18 protein-coding genes are annotated in these 19,727 nt (G+C 72.5%); 8 read left to right on the top strand and 10 right to left on the bottom strand.

The features are described from left to right. The first annotated feature begins 29 nt into the window (after positions 1 to 29). Both Saso_RS16055 and Saso_RS16050 read left to right on the top strand, forming a co-directional pair. Positions 30 to 1,028: a sigma-70 family RNA polymerase sigma factor gene (locus Saso_RS16055; RefSeq protein ID WP_189920889.1), complete on the top strand. Its 999-nt coding sequence runs from the start codon at positions 30 to 32 to the stop codon at positions 1,026 to 1,028. 970 nt (positions 1,029 to 1,998) lie between these two features. Continuing rightward, positions 1,999 to 2,661 carry a TetR/AcrR family transcriptional regulator gene (locus tag Saso_RS16050; protein WP_189921418.1) on the top strand — a complete coding sequence of 221 codons (663 nt, stop codon included), beginning with the start codon at positions 1,999 to 2,001 and terminating at the stop codon, positions 2,659 to 2,661. Positions 2,662 to 2,786: 125 nt separating this feature from the next. Here the strand turns inward: Saso_RS16050 and Saso_RS16045 are convergent, their stop codons facing one another. Beyond that, on the bottom strand, positions 2,787 to 3,890 hold the full coding sequence (locus Saso_RS16045; RefSeq protein ID WP_189920888.1) for a helix-turn-helix transcriptional regulator: 1,104 nt from the start codon (positions 3,888 to 3,890) through the stop codon (positions 2,787 to 2,789). Positions 3,891 to 4,144: 254 nt separating this feature from the next. On the opposite strand from Saso_RS16045, the gene Saso_RS16040 reads away from it, so the two are divergent. The 5 genes from Saso_RS16040 to Saso_RS16020 all read left to right on the top strand — a co-directional run bounded on the left by Saso_RS16040 (position 4,145) and on the right by Saso_RS16020 (position 10,446). Further along, the gene (locus tag Saso_RS16040) at positions 4,145 to 5,593 is read left to right on the top strand and encodes an MFS transporter (RefSeq protein ID WP_229901237.1); all 1,449 of its coding nucleotides are present in this window, start codon (positions 4,145 to 4,147) and stop codon (positions 5,591 to 5,593) included. A gap of 228 nt (positions 5,594 to 5,821) precedes the next feature. Beyond that, positions 5,822 to 6,583: a DeoR/GlpR family DNA-binding transcription regulator gene (locus Saso_RS16035; RefSeq protein ID WP_189920886.1), complete on the top strand. Its 762-nt coding sequence runs from the start codon at positions 5,822 to 5,824 to the stop codon at positions 6,581 to 6,583. 161 nt (positions 6,584 to 6,744) lie between these two features. Next, on the top strand, positions 6,745 to 7,692 hold the full coding sequence (gene pfkB, locus Saso_RS16030; protein ID WP_189921415.1) for a 1-phosphofructokinase: 948 nt from the start codon (positions 6,745 to 6,747) through the stop codon (positions 7,690 to 7,692). Positions 7,693 to 7,846: 154 nt separating this feature from the next. Then, the gene (locus Saso_RS16025; protein WP_189920885.1) at positions 7,847 to 9,985 is read left to right on the top strand and encodes a PTS fructose transporter subunit IIABC; all 2,139 of its coding nucleotides are present in this window, start codon (positions 7,847 to 7,849) and stop codon (positions 9,983 to 9,985) included. A 179-nt stretch (positions 9,986 to 10,164) separates the two neighbouring features. Further along, positions 10,165 to 10,446, top strand: a complete 282-nt coding sequence (locus tag Saso_RS16020; protein ID WP_189920883.1) for a hypothetical protein — start codon at positions 10,165 to 10,167, stop codon at positions 10,444 to 10,446. A gap of 44 nt (positions 10,447 to 10,490) precedes the next feature. On the opposite strand, the gene Saso_RS16015 is transcribed toward Saso_RS16020, so the two are convergent. The 4 genes from Saso_RS16015 to Saso_RS16000 all read right to left on the bottom strand — a co-directional run bounded on the left by Saso_RS16015 (position 10,491) and on the right by Saso_RS16000 (position 15,215). After that, on the bottom strand, positions 10,491 to 11,249 hold the full coding sequence (locus Saso_RS16015; protein ID WP_189920881.1) for a DUF6227 family protein: 759 nt from the start codon (positions 11,247 to 11,249) through the stop codon (positions 10,491 to 10,493). A gap of 177 nt (positions 11,250 to 11,426) precedes the next feature. After that, positions 11,427 to 12,617 (bottom strand): L,D-transpeptidase, encoded by a 1,191-nt coding sequence (locus Saso_RS16010; protein WP_189920879.1) that lies wholly within the window; start codon positions 12,615 to 12,617, stop codon positions 11,427 to 11,429. Positions 12,618 to 12,867: 250 nt separating this feature from the next. Next, the gene (locus tag Saso_RS16005) at positions 12,868 to 13,896 is read right to left on the bottom strand and encodes a P1 family peptidase (protein ID WP_189920877.1); all 1,029 of its coding nucleotides are present in this window, start codon (positions 13,894 to 13,896) and stop codon (positions 12,868 to 12,870) included. Between the two features lie 50 nt (positions 13,897 to 13,946). Further along, complete coding sequence (locus tag Saso_RS16000) at positions 13,947 to 15,215, bottom strand: low temperature requirement protein A (RefSeq protein WP_189920875.1); 1,269 nt, start codon at positions 15,213 to 15,215, stop codon at positions 13,947 to 13,949. A gap of 122 nt (positions 15,216 to 15,337) precedes the next feature. Between Saso_RS16000 and Saso_RS15995 the strand changes: the two genes are divergently transcribed. Continuing rightward, complete coding sequence (locus Saso_RS15995; RefSeq protein WP_189920872.1) at positions 15,338 to 15,520, top strand: hypothetical protein; 183 nt, start codon at positions 15,338 to 15,340, stop codon at positions 15,518 to 15,520. Between the two features lie 79 nt (positions 15,521 to 15,599). Here Saso_RS15995 and mscL read toward each other — a convergent pair whose 3' ends face one another. The 5 genes from mscL to Saso_RS15970 all read right to left on the bottom strand — a co-directional run bounded on the left by mscL (position 15,600) and on the right by Saso_RS15970 (position 19,692). Continuing rightward, positions 15,600 to 16,067, bottom strand: coding sequence for a large conductance mechanosensitive channel protein MscL (gene mscL, locus Saso_RS15990; RefSeq protein WP_189920870.1), 468 nt, complete (start codon positions 16,065 to 16,067; stop codon positions 15,600 to 15,602). 108 nt (positions 16,068 to 16,175) lie between these two features. Beyond that, entirely contained in the window at positions 16,176 to 16,838 is a 663-nt protein-coding gene (locus Saso_RS15985) for a hypothetical protein (protein ID WP_189920868.1), read from the bottom strand. Between the two features lie 258 nt (positions 16,839 to 17,096). Continuing rightward, positions 17,097 to 17,939 (bottom strand): S-methyl-5'-thioadenosine phosphorylase, encoded by an 843-nt coding sequence (locus tag Saso_RS15980; RefSeq protein WP_189920866.1) that lies wholly within the window; start codon positions 17,937 to 17,939, stop codon positions 17,097 to 17,099. A gap of 75 nt (positions 17,940 to 18,014) precedes the next feature. After that, the gene (locus tag Saso_RS15975; protein WP_189920864.1) at positions 18,015 to 18,332 is read right to left on the bottom strand and encodes an FmdB family zinc ribbon protein; all 318 of its coding nucleotides are present in this window, start codon (positions 18,330 to 18,332) and stop codon (positions 18,015 to 18,017) included. A gap of 67 nt (positions 18,333 to 18,399) precedes the next feature. After that, positions 18,400 to 19,692 (bottom strand): MFS transporter, encoded by a 1,293-nt coding sequence (locus Saso_RS15970; RefSeq protein ID WP_189920862.1) that lies wholly within the window; start codon positions 19,690 to 19,692, stop codon positions 18,400 to 18,402. Between the last annotated feature and the right edge of the window lie 35 nt (positions 19,693 to 19,727).

The following is a 19,727-nucleotide window of genomic DNA, read 5'->3' as shown; positions in this document are numbered from 1 at the left end:
CGCTGAACCTCCATCGCAAGGGAGCACGCATGGCAACCCGTGCCGTCGCCCGTCGCAAGTCCGCCAACGGCGAGACGACCGACGCGGCCCGCAGTGTTCGCGCCCATGGCGGCGAGATCGCCGACCGCGACCTGGTCGGCATGTACCTCGACGAGATCGCGCGCACACCCCTGCTCGACGCCGCCAAGGAAGTCGAGCTGTCGCAGATCATCGAAGCGGGTGTGTTCGCGCAGCAGGTCCTCGACGGCGACGAGGAGTCCCAGGCGGACGCCTCTCGTGAGGAGCTCGAGGCCCTGGTCGCCGACAGCGAGCGGGCCAAGGACATCTTCATCCGTTCCAACCTCCGCCTGGTCGTCGCGGTGGCCCGCCGCTATCCCCGCAGTGGTCTGCCCCTCCTCGACCTGATCCAGGAGGGCAACGCGGGCCTGGTGCGCGCGGTCGAGAAGTTCGACTACCGCAAGGGCTTCAAGTTCTCCACGTACGCGACCTGGTGGATCCGTCAGGCCATCACCCGCTCCATAGCCGACCAGTCACGCACCATCCGCCTGCCCGTCCACCTGGTGGAGGAGCTCGGCCGGATCCGGCGCGTGCAGCGCGAGTTCAACCGGGAGAACGGCCGCGACCCCGAGCCGGCCGAGATCGCGACCGAGCTCGGCTCCACCCCGGAGCGCGTCACGGACGTCCTGGACTGGGCCCGCGACCCGGTTTCGCTCAACATGGCGGTCGACGACCAGGGCGAGACCCAGTTCGGCGATCTGCTGGAGGACACCTCCGCGGTCTCTCCGGAGCAGTCCGTCCTCACGCTGCTGCGCAGCGAGGAGCTGGACGGCCTGATCGACCGTCTCGACCCGCGCACGGCCTCCATCATCAAGATGCGTTACGGCATCGACGACGGCCGTGAGCGCACCCTCACCGAGGTCGGCAAGGAACACGGCCTGACGAGGGAGCGCATCCGTCAGATCGAGAAGCACGCCCTGTTGGAACTGAAGAAGCTGGCCCGCGACACGGGCTTCGAGGCCGCCGCGTAACCCTGGCGGTCACGACCCGGGGCGGTCAGGCAACTGCCCTGCCGGGCACGGGCCGGGCATCCGTCGGGCGGCCGGGAGGCGAGGCTCCGCGAGGGGCTGCGCCGTCCGGTTCCGCCCGCACCGGCGGAACCGTCCTCGCTCCGGCGGCCGCGAGTCGATTGGCCGACGCGTGCAGGGTCTTGGGCGGGCCCGGGCGGGCGGACGGGGGTGGCCGGGACCGTACGGCACCGGTCTGCGCGGGGCGTGCCCGGTGGCGCGGGGCGGTGCGAGGCCGTGTGGCGCCGCTCCGGAGGACGCCGGGCGGGTGTGCTTCCGCCGCGACGCACCGGACTGAACAGCGGCCGAAGCGGTGTCGGGCCGTTTTTCCGGGGCACGTCGAGTCAGGGCCCCAGGCCGCGGTGAACGGCCCAGGGCGCCCTGTGGCGTTGGGTTGCCGCCAGCGCGCGCCGGGTGGTGGAGGGCCGCGCAAACATGGCGGAGGAACGTCGCTTCAATGGGGAGGAGCGCGGGAAAAAGACTTCTGGGCACGGGAGTCCGAATCGGTACGGCAGTTCGGGCCGACCGGACCTCGAAGCCCCTACGACCCCTTCGCCCCACCACAAGAGCCACGTCCCGACGCACATCCCCCCGGCGCCGGGACTTTCCCCGAGCCGGGCTTCGGCGCCTCTCCCCCCAGGCGCCGGAGCCCGGCTTCTTGCCGCACCGGGGGCGGGACGCCTGACCACTCCTCTTCCCCCAGCGGCGGACGTCCGACCGCGCCGCACGGCGGAATTGCGGGCGCACACGTCCCGTCGGCATATGACAGGCGATGCGGGTGCGCCGGGAAGGCGGGGCACCCCGTACCTGAACCACGGGGTGGCCCGCCCGAATGGCAGATTGTGCCACATGGGCATAGCCTGCCGACGTGATCAGCTCGACCTCCCGTCCCACCCCGGCTTCACTGACCGAGCGGCGCAAAGCGGCGACGCGCATGGACATCGCCCGAGCGGCGGCCGGCCTCTTCGCCGCCCGGGGCCTGAAGGCCACCCGGGCCGAGGACATCGCCCAGGCCGCGGGAATCGCCCCGCGCACCTTCTACCGGTACTTCGCGACCAAGGAGGAGGCCGTCGCCCCGCTCTACGCGGCGGGCGCCGAGCGCTGGACCGAGGCGGTGCGCGCGGCCCCGGCCGGACTGAGCGTGCCCCAGGCCCTGGAACACGCCGTACGGCACACCCTCGTTCCCGGCGGGGGAGTGTCCGCGGCGGCCTGGGAGTGGGCCCGCACGCTGATCCGGCTGGCCGGAGCCAGTCCTGCCCTGGGCAAGGTCTGGGCAGAGGTCTGCCACACCTCGGAGACGGTGCTCATGGACGTGCTGGCCGAGCGGGCGGCGGCCACCGCGCCGCAGACGGGCACCCCGGCGCCGGCCCTCGACGCCTCTCCTTCCGCCTCTCCTTCCGCTTCCGACAACGTTGCCTTCGCGTACCGCCGCTTCACCGCGACGGTCGCCGGTGCCGCCGTCCGGGTCGCGGTCGAGAGCTGGGCGGCGACGGACTCACCGCCCACCGGCCGACAGGGCCCGGCAGAGCTGGCGCTGCGCAATCTGCGAGCCCTGCACGGGTTGAGCTGGGAGGAAGGGCCGGGGGAGGAGGCCTGACGGCGGGGCCGGGGGCGAAAGCCAGACGCGCGCCCCCGGCCCCTGCCTCGCCCCCGGCCCTCACCTCGCCCCCGGCCCCTGCCTCGGCTCATGCCCTCACCTCGGCCCAGGCCCGCCTCCCGGGGTCAGCCTTCTCCGGACTCGGCCTCTCCCGACCCGCTCTCCCCGGGCCCCGCCGCTCCACCCCCGGCGGCACGGCTCAGGCGCCCGCCCAACTCGTCGGCGCACCGGACCAGTTCTGCGGGTCCCTGGATCGAGAACGCGCAGCCCAGCGTGGCCAGGCGCACGGCCACCCACTCCACGGGCGCACTCGTCGTGGCCCGGAGCCGGCACCTCCCGTCTCCGTACGGCGACACCTGCGCCCCGGCCTGCGCCGACGGCTGCACCGCAACGCGCTCCGGAGTTCCGGCCTGCGCCGGTGGATCCGTGGGCGGCGTGCCCAGCCACCTCGGCAGCCGCGCCGACACGAACTCGGCCGGGGCCGCGAAGGTGACGTCGATGTCGTACTCGTAGGCGTCCGGACGGCGTTGGATGGAGCGCCGGAGGTATTCGGCCGCGTCCCCCGTCGGCGGTTCGCGCGGAGTGAAGCGGGCGCCGGTCGCGAACAGGTCCCCGATCCGGTCCACCCGGAACGTCCGCCAGTCCTCGCGACCGAGGTCGTAGGCCACGAGGTACCAGCGCAGGCCGGTGGACACGAGGCGGTGCGGCTCGGTCAGGCGGCGTGACTCCGTGCCGTCCTTCGCGCGGTAGCCGAACCGCAGCCGCTCCTGCCCGGCGACCGTGGAGGCGATGACGGTCAGTGTCTCCGGTGCGATGCTCGCGCCGTCGCCGCTGGTCAGCGGTGTGGTCGCGGCCTGGAGGGTGGAGACGCGGTGGCGCAGCCGGGCGGGCAGCACCTGCTCCAGCTTGGCGAGGGCCCGTACGGACGCCTCGTCGACGCCCTCCAGCGCGTGCCCCGCCCCCGCCCGCAGGCCGACCGCGATCGCCACCGCCTCCTCGTCGTCGAGGACGAGCGGCGGCATCGCCTTCCCGGCGACGAGCCGGTACCCGCCGTCCGAGCCCATGGTGGCCTGGACGGGATAGCCGAGGTCGCGCAGCCGGTCGATGTCCCGCCGGACCGTGCGGCGGGACACCCCGAGACGGCCGGCGAGCTCGCCGCCGGGCCATTCGCGGGGCGTCTGGAGGAGGGAGAGGAGTTGCAGCAGCCGAGCCGGAGTGTCCGTCGTCATGCCTCCGAGGATGCCGCACAACTAGGACACGATCTGACCTACTGCGGTCCTACTGTCACACCATGAACTCCACGAACTCCACGGAGACGACTCCCGACACCCCGCCCCCTGCCTCGCCGGCGCTCACGGCCGAAGCCGCCTCGGACCACTCGCGAGAGACCTCGTCCGGGGCTCCGTCCGAGACCCCGACCGGTCCCGGGGCGGCGGGGGCGGCGCCGGGTGACCGCCGCCGGTGGCTGGCGCTCGCCATCGTCATGACCGCGGCGTTCATGGACCTCGTCGACGTCACGATCGTCAACATCGCCATCCCGTCCATCCGGCAGGACGCGGGCGCCTCCTGGAGCCAGATCCAGTGGATCACCGCCGGCTACGCGCTCGCCTTCGCCGCCGGACTCGTCACGGGCGGCCGCCTCGGTGACATCCACGGCCGCAAGCGGCTGTTCCTCCTCGGCATCGGCGGCTTCACGCTCGCCTCCGCGCTGTGCGGCTTCGCCGTGAACCCGGAGATGCTGGTCGCCTCCCGGATACTCCAGGGCGGCATGGCGGCGATGATGGTGCCGCAGGTCCTGTCGATCGTGCACGCCACCTTCCCCGCGCACGAGCGCGGCAAGGTCTTCGGACTGTTCGGCGCGATCGTGGGGCTGGGCGCCGTCTCCGGGCCGCTGCTCGGCGCGCTGCTGACGGAGTGGAACCTGTTCGGCCTGGAGTGGCGGCCGATCTTCCTCATCAACCTGCCGGTCGGTATCGCGGGACTGCTGCTGGGCAGCCGCTTCATCACGGAGTCCAAGGCGCCCAAGGCACTGAAACTGGACCTCGTGGGCGTCGTCCTGGTCACCCTCGGTCTGCTCATGCTGCTCTACCCGCTCACCCGCGGCCGCGAGCTGGGCTGGCCGGTGTGGGGGTACGTGTCGATGGCGGGCGCACTCGTCGTGTTCGGGGCGCTCGTCGCGTACGAACGGCGCAAGGGCGCCCGGGACGGCTCACCGCTGATCGAGCTCTCCCTCTTCCGGGTGAGGAGCTTCGCGGCCGGCGTCGCCGTGCAGACCGTCTTCGGCATCGGACTCGGCGTGTTCTTCCTGGTCTGGACGCTGTACATGCAGACGGGTCTGGGCTGGAGCCCGCTGCGGGCCGGCCTCACCGGGGTGCCCTTCTCGCTCGCCGTGTCGACGGCCGCCGGGCTGTCCGTCCAGAAGCTCGTCCCGCGCTTCGGCCGCAAGGTGCTCCAGGCGGGCGCCCTCGGCATGGTCCTCGGCGTGGTCCTCTACATCTGGGAGTCCGAGCGGTACGGCCTCGGCATCGCCTCGTGGCAGATGGCCCTCCCGCTGGTCGTGATGGGTGTCGGCATGGGGCTGATCGTCGCGCCGCTGACGGACGCGGTGCTGTCGGACGTGCCGCGCGAACACGCCGGTTCGGCGTCCGGTCTGATCAACACCGTCCAGCAGATGGGCAACGCGCTCGGGCTCGGTCTGGTCGCGGTCGTCTTCTTCGGCCGGATCGGTGACCGGCTGACGGCGGCCGAGGTGGGGCCCGCCTTCGTCGACGCCTTCGAACACGCCCTGATCTGGGTGGCCCTCGTGATGTCCGTGATCTTCCTGCTGATGTTCGCGCTGCCCAAGCGGCCGGCCCAGCACGTGGAGGGCGGCGCGGCGGACTCCGGGGAAGCGGCTCCCGCCGGGAAGCGGGAGCGCGAGCTCGTCGCCTGAACGGCGTCCCGACCACGTGGGGCGCGAGGGCCCGTCACCGATGCGGTGACGGGCCCTTTGATCCGTTCCGTTCGTCGCCCGGGGCCCCCGAGACTCCGAGGCCCCGAGGAAGTCCGTTCATGTCCGGATGATGCCCGAACCTGTTTACTTTCCGGAAATCCGGGCGTAGCCTCCGAGGCGAAACCACAGGTTCGGGCACAAACGGTGAACGGTCGGAGGGCGACGGACATGTACGCACCGGAGCGGCAGCAGGAGATCCTGCGGCTCGCCCGCGACGGCGGCCGGGTGGACGTCCTGTCACTGGCCGAGGAGTTCCAGGTCACCGCGGAAACGATCCGTCGGGACCTGAAGGCCCTCGACCGCGCCGGCCTCGTACGGCGCGTGCACGGCGGTGCCATCCCCGCCGGGCGCCTCGACTTCGAACCGGACATCGCCGAACGCGAGGGCACCTCCACCGACGAGAAGGACCGCATCGCCAAGGCGGCCCTCACCGAACTGCCGACCGACGGCACGATGATCCTCGACGCCGGTACGACGGTCGCCCGCCTGGCCGCGGCCCTCCCGCTGGAGGCCTCGCTCACCGTCGCCACGCACAGCCTGCCCATCGCGGCCCGGCTCGCGGACCACCCGGGGATCCAGCTCCACCTCATCGGGGGGCGCGTACGGCACCGCACACGCGCCGCCGTCGACGCGTGGGCGCTGCGCGCGTACGGCGAGATCCGCGCCGACGTCCTGTTCCTCGCCGCCAACGGCTTCTCCGCCGAGCACGGGCTGACGACGCCGGACCTCGCCGAGGCCGCGGTGAAGCGGGCCGCCGTCGCCGCCGCACGCCGCGTGGTGCTGCTCGCCGACTCCGCCAAGCACGGCCAGGAGCACTTCGCCCGCTTCGGCGACCTGAGCGACGTGGACCTGCTGATCACCGACAGTGCACTGAGCCCCGACGACGCGGCCGCCATCGAACGCGGCGGCACCGAAGTGGTGCGCGCGTGAGCGCCGCCGACGCCCGCGGTGACTCCCGCGGTGACTCCGGCGGCGGCAGCGACGCCCCCGGCACCGGCGGCGGCGACCGCGCCACGAGCGGCGACACAGGCCCCAGCCCCAGTCCCAGCACCAGTCCCAGCACGAGCGGTACGAACACGAGTGGTACGAGCATGATCCTCACCGTCACCCCGAACCCGTCCCTGGACCGGACCTACGAGGTCCCCGCCCTCGACCGCGGCGAGGTCATCCGCGCCACCGGTGAGCGGATGGACCCCGGCGGCAAGGGCGTGAACGTCTCCCGCGCCGTCGCGGCGGCGGGACGGCGCACGGTCGCCGTACTGCCCCTGGGAGGTGCGCCGGGCGCGCTCGTCGCCGAACTGCTCCACACCCAGGGCATCGAGGTCGCGCCGGTCCCGGTCTCCGGAGCCACCCGCTCGAACATCGCGCTCGCGGAGTCCGACGGCGTCCTCACCAAGATCAACGCGCCGGGGCCCGAACTGTCGGCGCAGGAGCAGGAACTGCTCCTGGAGACGGTGCGCGAGCAGTCGCGCGACGCCGACTGGATCGCCTGCTGCGGCAGCCTGCCCCGGGGACTCGACCCCTCCTGGTACGCCGAGGTGGTCGCGCGGGCACACGCCGGGGGCGCGCGCATCGCCCTGGACACGTCCGGGCGTGCGCTCCTGGAGGCGCTGCGCGAGCGGCCCGACGTGGTGAAACCGAACGCCGAGGAGCTCGCGGAAGCCGTCGGGCGCCCCCTGGCGACCGTGGGCGACGCGGTCAAGGCGGCCGAGGAACTGCGCGAGATGGGCGCCCGAGCCGTGCTCGCGAGCCTGGGCGCCGACGGGCAGCTGCTCGTGGCGGACACGGGCACCTGGTACGGCCACGCGCGCGTGGACGCCGTACGCAGCAACGTGGGCGCCGGTGACTCCTCCCTCGCCGGCTTCCTCGTCGCCGGCGGCAGCGGCCCCGCGGCACTCGCCTCCGCCGTCGCGCACGGCGCGGCCGCCGTCCAGCTGCCCGGCAGCGTGATGCCGACCCCGGACGACCTCGACCCGGCGGCGGTGACCGTCACGACCGTGGTGCCGCTCGACCGTGAACTCGAGGAGCCGGTGTCATGACGCCGATCCCCCTCCTCGTCGTCCTCTCCCCGTCCCTCCCGTCTCCCCTTTCCCTCTCACCCCACCGCACCGCCGCAGCAACACCCGTCCCCGTCACCACCCCTGCCCGGCGTCACCCCTCGTCCCGGGCGATACGCGTGCGAAGGAGCCCGCGATGAGCGAGATGATCACCGCGGACCTGGTCGACCTCGACCTGTCCGCCGAAACCAAGGAAGCGGCGGCGCGGTCCCTCGCCGAGCGCATGGTCACCCAGGGCCGGGTGACCGACCTGGAGGGCTTCCTCGCCGACGTGGCCGCCCGTGAGGCGCAGATGCCCACCGGCCTCGACGGCGGCATCGGCATCCCGCACTGCCGCAGCGCCCACGTCACCGCACCGACGCTCGCCTTCGGCCGCAGCGCCGCCGGCATCGACTTCGGCGCACCGGACGGCCCCGCCGACCTGATCTTCCTCATCGCCGCTCCCGCGGGCGCGGACGACGCCCACCTGACGATCCTTTCGTCGCTGGCCCGCCAGCTCATGAACGCCGAGTTCACCGACGCCCTGCGCTCGGTCGAGGACGCGGCGGCCGCGGCGGCGCTGATCCGCGGCGACGAAGCCCCGGCCGCCGAAGCAGCGGGTGCCGAAGTCGAGGGCACCGAAGCAGTGGGCGCCGAAGCCGAGGCTGCTTCCCCGAACTCCGTGTCGGCGTCGGCGGCGGCCTCCGCCGACGCCGACACGGCCCCCACCGACGAAGGCGCGACCAGCGAGGGCGCGACCACCGAGGGCGGCGGCTCCGATGCCCCGCGCCCGTTCCGGATCGTCGCCGTCACCTCCTGCCCCACCGGCATCGCCCACACGTACATGGCGGCCGAGTCCCTGGAGAAGGCGGGCCGCGAGGCAGGCGTCGAACTGGTCGTCGAGACGCAGGGCTCGGCCGGGTTCACCCGGCTCGACCCGGCCGTCATCGCCGCTGCGGACGGCGTGATCTTCGCGCACGACGTCCCCGTGCGCGACAAGGACCGCTTCGCCGGCAAGCCCACCGTGGACGTGGGCGTGAAGGCGGGCATCAACCGCCCCGCCGCACTCATCACCGAGGTGCGCGGGAAGGCGGCACGCGGTGAGCGGAGCGCGGCGGCGGCCGGTGGGGCGACGCCCGTCGAGCGCGCCGGCGAGTCAGGCGACAGCTACGGCACCAAGCTGCGCAAGTGGCTGATGACGGGCGTCAGCTACATGGTCCCGTTCGTCGCCGCGGGCGGTCTGCTGATCGCTCTCGGCTTCGCGATCGGCGGCTGGGAGATCAACAAGGCGCCCTCGGTCATGGAGCACTTCTCCTGGACCCAGGTCGACAGCTGGGGCGCCCTGCTCTTCCAGATCGGTGGCGTCGCCTTCGGCTTCCTCATCCCGGTCCTGGCCGGCTACATCGCGTACGGCATGGCGGACCGGCCCGGCCTGGTGCCCGGCTTCGTGGGCGGCATGATCGCCTCCAACATCGCCGCCGGCTTCCTCGGCGGCCTGGTCGCCGGTCTGCTGGCGGGCGGCATCGTCCTCGCGATCCAGCGGATCAAGATCCCGCCGGTGTTCCGCGGCATCATGCCGGTCGTGGTGATCCCGCTGATCTCCTCGCTGATCGTCGGCTTCCTGATGTTCGTCGTGGTCGGCAAGCCCATCGCCGAGGCGCAGAAGGGCATGACCGACTGGCTGGCCGGTCTCTCCGGCACCAACGCCGTGCTGCTCGGCGTGCTGCTCGGCCTGATGATGTGCTTCGACCTCGGCGGCCCCGTCAACAAGGTCGCGTACGCCTTCGCCACGGCCGGTATCGCCGTCCAGGACCCGAGCGACTCCGCGATGAAGGTCATGGCCGCGGTGATGGCCGCGGGCATGGTCCCGCCGCTGGGCATGGCCCTCGCGACCACCGTCCGCAAGAAGCTCTTCACCCCGACCGAGCGCGAGAACGGCAAGGCCGCCTGGGTCCTGGGCGCCTCCTTCATCTCGGAGGGTGCGATCCCGTTCGCCGCCGCCGACCCGCTGCGGGTCATCCCGGCCTCGATGGCGGGCGGCGCGGTCACCGGCGCCCTGTCGATGGCGTTCGGCGCCACGCTGCGCGCCCCGCACGGCGGCATCTTCGTGGTCCCGCTGATCGGCAACGCGTTCCTGTACCTGATCGCCATCGCGGCGGGCGTGTGCGTGACGACGGCCGTCGTCGTCGTCCTCAAGGGCCTGCGCAAGCCGGTCCCCGGCGCCACCGAGCCCGGGACGGCACAGGAACCCGCTGCCGCCACGGCGACGGAGCCGAAGCAGCCGGTGGCCGCCTAGACACCACCGGCACCGCCGGCCGAGGCTGCCTCGCCGAGAGGCAGCCGGTGACCATCTGTGGTGATTCGTCGATCTCCGCATTGAACGGGCCTATCGCGCGATCTGCGCGATAGGCCCGCCCTGCGAGATTCGTCACGGTCCGGCGCGCGGGCCCCGGACCGTGGTGTCTACTGGTTGGTATGCCCGTGCACCTAACGCCCCCTCAGCTGACGGTCCTGACCGTCCTCGCCGTGGCGTCCGTCGCCTGGCTGCTGTTCATGACGCGCCTCCTGCGCCGCGTCCGCTCGACCGGTCCCGCCCGGGCCGCGCTTCCCGCCGCGCAGGTCCCGCCGGTGCTGCCGGTCCTTCCCGCGCTCCCGTGCCAGCGTCGGAGCGGCCCGCACCTGGAGGTCGTCGAGCTGACCCCGGCGGAGGAGGACGCCTTCGCGGGCCTCGTACGGCAGCTCGGCGGCGGCAGCTGAGGCAGCTCGGCAGCGGCTGGACGACTGCTCGGCGACGGCGACGGTCACTGAACGGCTCGGGAGACCTGTTCCGCCCGGCGCTCCATCGCGTCCCGGGCCGCCGCCTCGGAGGCGTACACCTCGCACATGTGACGTCCGTCGGGTGTCGCCGTGTGCTCGACCTCCCACAGGGAGAGCTCCCGGCCGTCACTCAGCAGGAACGCGTGCTCGTACAGCGAGTAGCCGAGGCCGATCCGGCCCGCGCGGCACGGCCGGCCGAAAGCCTGCGTGATCTGGTGCGCGAACGCCGACTTCAGCAGCGCGGACATGTCCGCGTCGGGCCGGTCGGGGTTCTCCGCTCGGCGCAGCAGTCTGCGCGCGTGATCCGCCGAGTCGTCCGGCACGTACACGTGCCGGGGGCCGGGCACCGGCGAGAGCTGCACCAGGACCGGCAGTTCGAAGTCGGGCGCGTCGGACGGCAGCGGCAGCCGGGCCGTGGCGGCGCGCAGCTCCTCCTCGTCGACGTACACCTCGTGCTGCGGCTCGCTGCCCGGCGCGGTGTTGTGCACGAGCTCCCACAGTGTGAGCGCGCAGCCGTCGGCCAGCAGCCAGGTGTGCCGGTACGTCTCCCGGTGCAGCCCCGCGCTGTGGTGCGCGGAGTGCAGGGAACTGTCATGGGCGAGCGCGCAGTCGAGCCGCCGCAGGGCCTCGTCGGGCAGCTCGAACGAATTGAGGGCGCGGCCGAGCAGCCGCGCGAGGTGCTCCTCCGGAGACTCGGGCGACTCGGCTGGTTCGTACGCTGTTGTCTCGTACGGAACGCTCAAGGTTTCTCCCGGCGTTGCTGCATGTCACCTTGTGGGTGCATACCGTAGCCCCTCGGTCGGACATCATGTCCGGGAACCGAGAAAACCTACGCCGTGAAAACGAGGGGGCCGCGCGAAAAATTCCCGCGCGGCCCGACGCTGCGTCAGAAAACGCCGGTCAGAGGGTGTCCCCGGCGATCAGGCGGAGCCGCCGGCGGTCCACTCGGCCCAGGACATGTTCCATCCGTTGAGGCCGTTGTCCGGAGCGACCGTCTTGTCGGGGGAGTTCTTGACGGTCACCACGTCGCCGATCAGCGAGTTGTCGTAGAACCACTTGGCGGACGTGTCGCTCCGCGCGCCCTGCTCGTCCGCGAGTCCCACACAGCCGTGGCTGGTGCCGGTGCGGCCGAAGGGCGGATTGCCGCGGTTGTACCAGTAGTTCCCGTGGAGGAAGGTGCCGGACGTCGTCAGGCGCATCGCGTGCGGCACGTCGGGGATGTCGTACTCGCCGCCCAGGTTGACCGTCCGGCTGTTCATGCGGGTCTGCGTGAACTTCTCGGAGATCACCATCTGGCCGTTGTACGTGGTGTGCTCCGGGCTGCCCGACGAGATCGGGACCGTCTTCAGGGTCTGCCCGTCCCGCACGACCGTCATGGTCTGCGTGGCGACGTCGACCGTGGACACCTGCGACCGCCCGATGGTGAAGGTGACCGTCTTCTTCTGCACCCCGTAGACGCCGTTCGCGCCCTCGACGCCGTCCAGGTCGATCTTCATCGTGACCTTGGAGCCGGCCTTCCAGTACTCCTCGGGCCTGAAGTCGAGCCGCTGCGCGCCGAACCAGTGCCCGACCACCTGCTGGCCGCTGCTGGAGGTGACCGTGATGTGCGACTGCACGGTCTTCGTGTCGCTGATGGCCTTGTCGAAGGTGAACGACACCGGCATCCCGACGCCGACCGTCGTGCCGTCGTCCGGCGTGTAGGTCCCGATGAAGCTGTTGGACGAGGTGACCGTGGTGAAGATGGAGTTGGCGGCGGCCGTCTTGCCGTTCGCGTCCTTCGCGGTCGCCGATATCTGGTACTTCGTCCCCCGCTCCAGCTGCTCCTTGGGCTTCCAGGTGCTGCCGTCCGCCGACACGCTGCCCTCGACGGCCTGACCGGACCCGGCCACGGTCATCTTCACCTCGGTGATGCGGCCGCCGCTCACCTTCACGCCCGTCGCGTTGATCGACGCGCCCGTCGAGCCGTCCTTCGCCGAGATGGCGATCTTCGCGGTGGACGTCTTGACGTCGCCGCCACCGCCCTTGGCGTCGTGGTCGTCCTTCGCGTTGGCGCTGCCCCCGCAGGCGGTCAGGGTCAGGGCGCCGACCACCAGGGCGGCCGCGGCTCCCATTGCGCGCCGCACTGTCTTGTCCGCCGTAGTCACGGGCTGCTCCAGGTTCGTGTGAGGTGAGTGATCCGCTTCGGTACGTGGGGAAGGAGCGGTCCGGCGGCCGGTGGGGTTCCCGCCGTCCGCCCTTGACGCCATCACGTGACAGAACCAGGACAATCACCCGCGGCCCGGTACCCACCCGCGACCTTCCCGGGTGGTGCGCCGGGCGTCGGCCCTGCCGGCGGCACCGGAGTCCTCCCGGGGGAGGAGGTCACCGGCGGCCGTACAGCTCCTCGTACGACGGCCACACCCCTCCCGGCCCGTCCACCGACTCGGCGGCGCGCACGGCCCGCACGATCGCCCGGGTCACCATGTCGGCGCCCGCCGCGAGGATGTCGTTCAGGGCGAGCGGGTGACCGGGGTCGAGGCGGCGGGCACCCGTGGCCATCGCGAACACGGTGTCGCCGTCGTTGAGCAGGTGCACCGGACGCACGGCCCGCGCGATGCCGTCGTGCGCCGTGCCCGCCAGCTTCTGCGCCTGCGCCTTGGACAGGTCGGCGTCGGTGGCGACCACCGCGAGCGTCGTGTTGAGCGGGGGAGGCGCGTGGTGCGCCGCAGTCTCGGCGAGACGACGCCGCGCGGCTTCGTGCACGCTCGCGTGCGGATACTCCGCTCGCCCCTGGAACAACTCCCCGTACAGCACGCCCGTCTCCGGGTCCGTCACCGAGCCGGCCGCGTTGGCCACCACCAGCGCCGCCACCGTGATCCCCGAGTCGAGGAGCACGCTCGCACTGCCGACCCCGCCCTTCATCGGGCCGACGGCGGCACCCGTCCCGGCGCCCACGCAGCCCTCCGGGACCCGGGCCCCCGGAGCGTTCGCCGCGGCCGCCTCCACGGCCGCCCGGCCGGTCGCCGCGCCCGGACGGGCCCGGAAGTCACCACCCCGCCCCAGGTCGAAGACGCACGCCGCGGGCACCACGGGCACGACATGGGCCGGCTGCGGCCCCACGCGGACCCCACGGCCCTGCTCCTCCAGCCACTCCATCACCCCGGAAGCCGCGTCGAGCCCGTAGGCGCTGCCCCCGGTCAGCACGATCGCCTCGACCCGCTGCACCACGTTGCGTGGATCGAGGGCGTCGGTCTCCTTGGTGCCGGGGCCGCCGCCGCGCACGTCCACAGCGGCGACGGCGCCACCCTCGGGCGCGAGGACGACCGTCGTACCGGTGAGCCGACCGTCGCCTGTCAGCGTGGCGTGTCCCACGCGGATGCCGGCGACGTCCGTCAGAGCGTCAACTGTCATGGGAGCCAGTCTCGCCCGCCCGGGAGCCCGCGCGGTGGTGTCACGGCACGTCACACCACCGCGTCCGAGACCCGTGCGGCGCTCTCCCGTGCCTCGCGCGCGGCCAGGCGCGCCGTCAGCGTCGTGCCGGTCGCCACCGCCAGGGCCGACACCAGACCCGCCGCGAGGACCGCCAGGTCGCCCAGGAAGGTGCAGCAGATCACCAGCAGCGCCGTGACGGGCAGCACCGACTGCTGGGCCAGGCCCACCTTGAAGTGCCGTGCGTGCAGCGCCCAGACCGTCAGGAGGAACAGTGCCGTCGGCAGCGTGACGGCGGCCGACGCGGCGAGTGTGGAGAGATGGGCCTCGCCGACCGCCTGCTCGACCGCTACCTCGAGACCCGCGCCGATCGCCGCGGCCGAGGCGAAGACGAAGTAGTGCCCGTAACCCCACAGAAAGGACTGCCTGTTGGACCGCAGATGCCCATGGATGGGCACCACGAAGTAGATCCACCAGGCGGCGAAGACGATCAGCAGCCCGCCCACCGCGATCGGCAGCAGCTCGCCCAGTGCGTCGTTCTCCTGGATGCCGGACTTCACGGCGACCGTGGCCGCCGCGATCGTCTCGCCCAGCACGATGATCGTGAACAGGCCGTAGCGCTCCGCGATGTGGTGGGGATGCCAGGACGTCGGATGGTCCTTCTCGGCGTAGACCGGCACGCACATCTCGAGCAGCGCCATCACCAGGAACAGCCACGCCCGGCCGCCCTCGGGAAGGATCAGCAGCCCCAGCCAGCCGACCTGGCAGAGCAGGACGCCCCCGGCGTACCGCAGCGCCATCGTCCGCTCCGGCCCCTCGGTGGACCACGCGACGCGCAGCCACTGCGAGCTCAGCGCGCACCTCATGATCGCGTAGCCCAACCAGACGGCCACGAACTCGTGGTCCTCGAACGCCTGGGACACGCCCGCCGCGAGGACCAGGACCCCGGCGATCTGCACCAGCGTGACGATCCGGTACAGCACGTCGTCGTTGTCGTACGCCGACGCGAACCAGGTGAAGTTCATCCACGCCCACCAGATGGCGAAGAAGAGCATCGCGTAGTTGAGGATTCCCTCGCCCGCATGGGACTCGGCCACGGCGTGCACCAGTTGGACGCCCGCCTGGGCGATGGCCACGACGAAGCACAGGTCGAAGAAGAGCTCCAGCGGCGTGGCGACCCGGTGCGTCTCCTCGCGTCCGCGCGCGGTCAGCCTCCGCAGGGGTTTCATGCGGCCGGGTAGCGGCGGGGCGGGAGGTCCGGAGGGGGAAGGGGCGGCAGGCGGGGGCGTACTGGACGTCATGGGTACCAGCAGAGCAGACAACCGGCGGAAAATCTTCCGCCGAATCCGCAGGCCGCGCGCGGGATGCGCGGCAGAGGGGTCGGCCCTGACCCGGGCCGGTGCCCGCGCCGTACCCTGGAGGGATGAGTACCCCCTCCGCCCCCGAGCCGCGCGACCCGAAGGCCGCGCTGATCTTCGACGACCCGCTGGACCGGCAGTCCTCGGACGACACCGACCGCGGGTGGGGCGAGCGGCCGGCCGCCGAGAGCGGCGGTGCTGCCGACCTGAAGCGCTTCCTCGACGAGAAGCCGCCCCACCACATCTGAACCCGGCGGCCCGTGGGGGTGCCGAGACAGGCGCGCCGCCCCGCGAGCAGGGCCGGCCGCAGCGCCCCCAGGGCTGCCGCTACCGCTCGTTGTGGCCGGTGCCGCGCTGGGCGACCAGCGCGTCGCGGATCTCCTTGAGAACTTCCAGCTCGGTCACCTCGATGACCTCCTGCGTACCCTCCTTGGCCTTTCGGCGGGCCTCCACCGTCGCCAGGTACTTCGCCATGGGCAGCACCATCAGGAAGTAGACGACCGCGGCGGTCACCAGGAAGGTCAGCGTCGCCCCGAGGACGGATCCCCACAGGATCCGCACGCCCGTCGCGCTGTCCCCCGTGCCGGTGCAAGGACCCTTCAGGCAGGAGCTGTAGCCGTCCAGGTTCTTGGTGCCGACCGCCCCGATGAGCGGGTTGATGATCCCCTTCACCACCGAGTTGACGATGTTCGTGAAGGCCGCGCCGATCACCACCGCGACCGCCAGATCGACGACGTTCCCCCGCATCAGAAAGGCCTTGAAGCCCTGCCAGACGCTTGCCTTCTTCTCGCTCACCTCGGGGACACTCCTCGCATAGACATGTTGTGGAACAAACAGCTCCGCAACCTACGTCAACGCCGGGCGTCCTTGTCCAACGCGGTCCCTCGGACGAGGGACTCGACCTCACCACAGGGTCACCGCCAGCCGGGCGGTGGCGCCGGCCCCGGCCAGGCGCGCCGCGGTGGACCGGGGCACCGAGAGGACGACCAGCGCCCCGCCGTCGGCGGTACCGGGAACGGCTCCGACCAGCGGTTCCGGAACCTTCGTCACCAGGGCCCCACGGGCCACCACGTGGGCGTCACCGCCCCCGCCGCCCATCGCCGTCGGTTCCACGGCGATGACGTCGACCCGGTCGCCGGGGCGCAGCAGCCGCACCGTGGCCGCGTCGGCGATCCGTACCGGGGCCGTCACCTTCTGCCCGGCGCGAGGAGCGCGCCCGGGGGCGCGAGCCGACCCCTGCGCGCGGGAGGGCGGCCCTCCCGCGCGGGCGTTCTCGTGCGGGGGCGGGGGCCCCGCGTCCGGGTGTCCGCGCCCCGGGTCGCCACCGCGTGAGCCGCCCGCCAGGAGCGCGGCCGCGGAGACGGCGAGACCCAGGGCGAGGGCCCGCCGCCGGCTCCGGGCGAGCCGTCCCCACCGGTACCGCCCGCCGCGGACCCGTACGGGAGCGAAAGGCGGCACCTGGCACGTGGCTGGGGCGTCCGCGCCCGGCGGCCGCGACGTGAACGCGAAGGGGGAGGGGCCGGCGGAGGACGAGGGGAGGGGAGACGGGACGAGAGGGTCGGACATGGGATCACCACCTGCGAGGAGGGACGGGTTTGCGAACCCACGATGGGCCTTCTCGCCGCCGCTCGCCGGAGTCGGTGGATCCCCGACGGGTTGTGGAAAACTCGCTCACCCGAAGGGGGAGTTCCGCCCACGAGTCGCCCGTTCTTGCCGCGACTCGTCCTGCCCGCGGTCCGCCGTTCCCGAGGTGCGTCCTGCCCGCGGTCCGTCCTTCCCAGGACGCGTCATCCCAGAGGTCCGCCTCCCCGCCCCCTGGACCCGTCAGGGCAGGTCGAAGCCCGGATCCAGTCCGCCCAGGGCGTTCACGCACAGGCAGTCCCGTTCCCCCTCGGAGGGCAGCGCGGCCACCGTGTCGAACAAGACCTCGCGCAGCCGGTCCACGTTCGCGGCGAACACCTGGAGCACGTCCTCCTGCGAGACGCCCTCACCGCTCTCGGCGCCCGCGTCCAGGTCGGTGACCAGTGTCAACGACGTGTAGCAGAGCTCGAGTTCCCGGGCGAGGGCCGCCTCCGGGTGGCCGGTCATGCCCACCACGGACCAGCCCTGGGCCTGGTGCCACGACGATTCGGCACGGGTCGAGAAGCGCGGCCCCTCGATCACGACCAGCGTTCCGCCGTCCACGGGCTCCCACTCGCGTCCGCGCGCCGCCTTCAGTGCCGCGGAGCGCCCCGCGGGGCAGTACGGGTCGGCCAGTGACACATGCACCACGTTCGGCACCTTGCCGTCGGGCAGGGGCAGTCCGTCGAAGTAGGTTCCGGTCCGGGACTTCGTACGGTCGACCAGCTGGTCGGGCACGAGCAGTGTTCCGGGGCCGTACTCGGGGCGCAGGCCGCCCACCGCGCACGGGCCGAGGACCTGGCGGGCCCCGACCGAGCGCAGCGCCCACAGGTTGGCCCGGTAGTTGATCCGGTGGGGCGGCAGATGGTGACCGCGGCCGTGCCGGGGAAGGAAGGCGACCCGCCGGCCGGCGATCTCGCCGAGGAAGAGCGAGTCGCTGGGCGGACCGTAAGGGGTGTCGACCTGGAGTTCGGTCACGTCGTCGAGGAACGAGTAGAAGCCGGAGCCGCCGATCACGCCTATCTCTGCGTACGCCTTGTTCGCCATGCGTCGCACCCTAACGGGCCGGGGAAACGCCGAAGACCCCGTCGTCGTACGACGACAGGGTCCCGTGAGCGAGCCTTACGCGGCCGAGCTGCTGCCGGTCGAGGTGCCGGTGCTGGACGACTTCGAGTCCGAGGACGACGACGAGGTCGACGCCTTGGAGTCGGAGCCGGACGTCGACGGCTTCGAGGACGACGCCGGCGAGCTGCTCGACGAGGAGCCGCGGCTGTCGTTGCGGTAGAAGCCGGAGCCCTTGAAGACGATGCCTACGGCGGAGAACACCTTCTTGAGGCGGCCACCGCAGTTGGGGCACTCGGTCAGGGCATCGTCGGTGAACTTCTGCACCGCCTCGAGGCCCTCGCCGCACTCGGTGCACTGGTACTGGTAGGTAGGCACTGTCTTCCTCCTGGCACTCTCACTCAGTGAGTGCTAACGACGGTCTATCTTGACGTATTCCCGAGGATCAGTCCACTGTCACCGGCACGCGGTGACCGACGCCACGTGCCACCGTCCGCGCGCGCGGGTGCGCCGCGAGCCGGGAACGCAGCGCCAGCAGGGTCGTCAGGGCGAGCAGCGTGCCGCCCATGGGCACCAGGAAACCGGCGCCGCCCCAGAAGCGGTCCTCCAGCTGGCCGGCGACCGTGACGGCGGCCGCCTGGCCCAGCGCGACCGCGCCGGTCAGCCAGGTGAACGCCTCGGTGCGGGCGCCGGCCGGAACCAGGTCCTCGACCAGCGTGTAGCCGGTGATCAGCGCGGGCGCGATGCACATGCCGACCAGGAGGCCCAGGCCCGCGAGCACGAGCACCGAGTGCGCGGCCCACAGACCCGAGGCGACGAGCGCCAGCGCGGTGTAGGCGACGACCAGGCGCTGTCGCGGGGCGGCCTTCCAGGCGACGGCGCCGCAGACCAGGCCGGAGAGCATGTTGCCGGCGGCGAAGGTGCCGTACAGGACGCCGTTCAGGCCGGGCTCGCCGATCGACTCGGTGAACGCGGCCAGCGAGACCTGCATGCCGCCGAAGACGGTGCCGATGCCCAGGAAGGTCACGACCAGCACGCGCACCCCGGGGACGCGCAGCGCCGAGGCGTGCTCCACGCGCGCGTGGCCCGCGGCGGCGACCTGCGGCTGGGAGCTCCTCTGCGCGGCGAACAGCAGACCGCCGACCAGGGTCAGCGAGGCCTCGGTGACGAGGCCGGCCGCCGGGTTGACGCCCGTGCACAGGGCCGTCGCCAGCAGGGGGCCGAAGACGAAGGTCAGCTCGTCGGTGACGGACTCGAAGGCCGCCGCGGTGGTCATCAGGGGCGAGCCCTTGAGCCGGACGCCCCAGCGGGCCCGCACCATGGGTCCGATCTGCGGGACCGAGGCGCCCGTGGGGACGGCCGCCAGGAACACCGTCCACAGGGGTGCGTGGCTCAGGGCGAGCACGGTGAGGGCGATGCCCGACAGCGTGTGCACGAGCACACCGGGGATCAGTACCGCCCGCTGCCCGTAGCGGTCGGCGAGGCGCCCGCTGTACGGCGCGCACAGCGCCATGGAGACGCCGGTGACGGCGGCGGCGGCGCCGGCCGCGCCGTACGAGCCGGTGGTGTGCTGCACGAGCAGCACGATGGAGATCGTGAGCATGGCGAACGGCTGGCGGGCCGCGAAGCCGGGCAGCAGGAACGTCCAGGCTCCGCGGGTGCGCAGCAGCTGCCCGTATCCCGGGCGGGCGGGGGCCGACGAGTCCTTCGACGGCTCGGTGGTGACCGTGGATGCCACGGCCCGTGCCTTTCTGCCGCCTGGTAGCGCGGCCC

Source organism: Streptomyces asoensis (genome assembly GCF_016860545.1).
In the GTDB taxonomy this organism is placed as follows: domain Bacteria; phylum Actinomycetota; class Actinomycetes; order Streptomycetales; family Streptomycetaceae; genus Streptomyces; species Streptomyces asoensis.
This window is presented reverse-complemented; position numbering and strand designations above follow the sequence as displayed.

Bases quoted from the DNA above. Each gene is read 5' to 3' on its own strand.
- Saso_RS15985 (WP_189920868.1), bottom strand. From the start codon at position 16,838: ATGTCCGACCCTCTCGTCCCGTCTCCCCTCCCCTCGTCCTCCGCCGGC.
- Saso_RS16020 (WP_189920883.1), top strand. From the start codon at position 10,165: ATGCCCGTGCACCTAACGCCCCCTCAGCTGACGGTCCTGACCGTCCTC.
- Saso_RS15980 (WP_189920866.1), bottom strand. From the start codon at position 17,939: ATGGCGAACAAGGCGTACGCAGAGATAGGCGTGATCGGCGGCTCCGGC.
- Saso_RS16000 (WP_189920875.1), bottom strand. From the start codon at position 15,215: ATGACGTCCAGTACGCCCCCGCCTGCCGCCCCTTCCCCCTCCGGACCT.
- Saso_RS16040 (WP_229901237.1), top strand. From the start codon at position 4,145: ATGACCGCGGCGTTCATGGACCTCGTCGACGTCACGATCGTCAACATC.
- Saso_RS16050 (WP_189921418.1), top strand. From the start codon at position 1,999: ATGGACATCGCCCGAGCGGCGGCCGGCCTCTTCGCCGCCCGGGGCCTG.
- Saso_RS15995 (WP_189920872.1), top strand. From the start codon at position 15,338: ATGAGTACCCCCTCCGCCCCCGAGCCGCGCGACCCGAAGGCCGCGCTG.
- pfkB (WP_189921415.1), top strand. From the start codon at position 6,745: ATGATCCTCACCGTCACCCCGAACCCGTCCCTGGACCGGACCTACGAG.
- Saso_RS16025 (WP_189920885.1), top strand. From the start codon at position 7,847: ATGAGCGAGATGATCACCGCGGACCTGGTCGACCTCGACCTGTCCGCC.
- Saso_RS16035 (WP_189920886.1), top strand. From the start codon at position 5,822: ATGTACGCACCGGAGCGGCAGCAGGAGATCCTGCGGCTCGCCCGCGAC.
- Saso_RS16005 (WP_189920877.1), bottom strand. From the start codon at position 13,896: ATGACAGTTGACGCTCTGACGGACGTCGCCGGCATCCGCGTGGGACAC.
- Saso_RS16055 (WP_189920889.1), top strand. From the start codon at position 30: ATGGCAACCCGTGCCGTCGCCCGTCGCAAGTCCGCCAACGGCGAGACG.
- Saso_RS16010 (WP_189920879.1), bottom strand. From the start codon at position 12,617: ATGGGAGCCGCGGCCGCCCTGGTGGTCGGCGCCCTGACCCTGACCGCC.
- Saso_RS16045 (WP_189920888.1), bottom strand. From the start codon at position 3,890: ATGACGACGGACACTCCGGCTCGGCTGCTGCAACTCCTCTCCCTCCTC.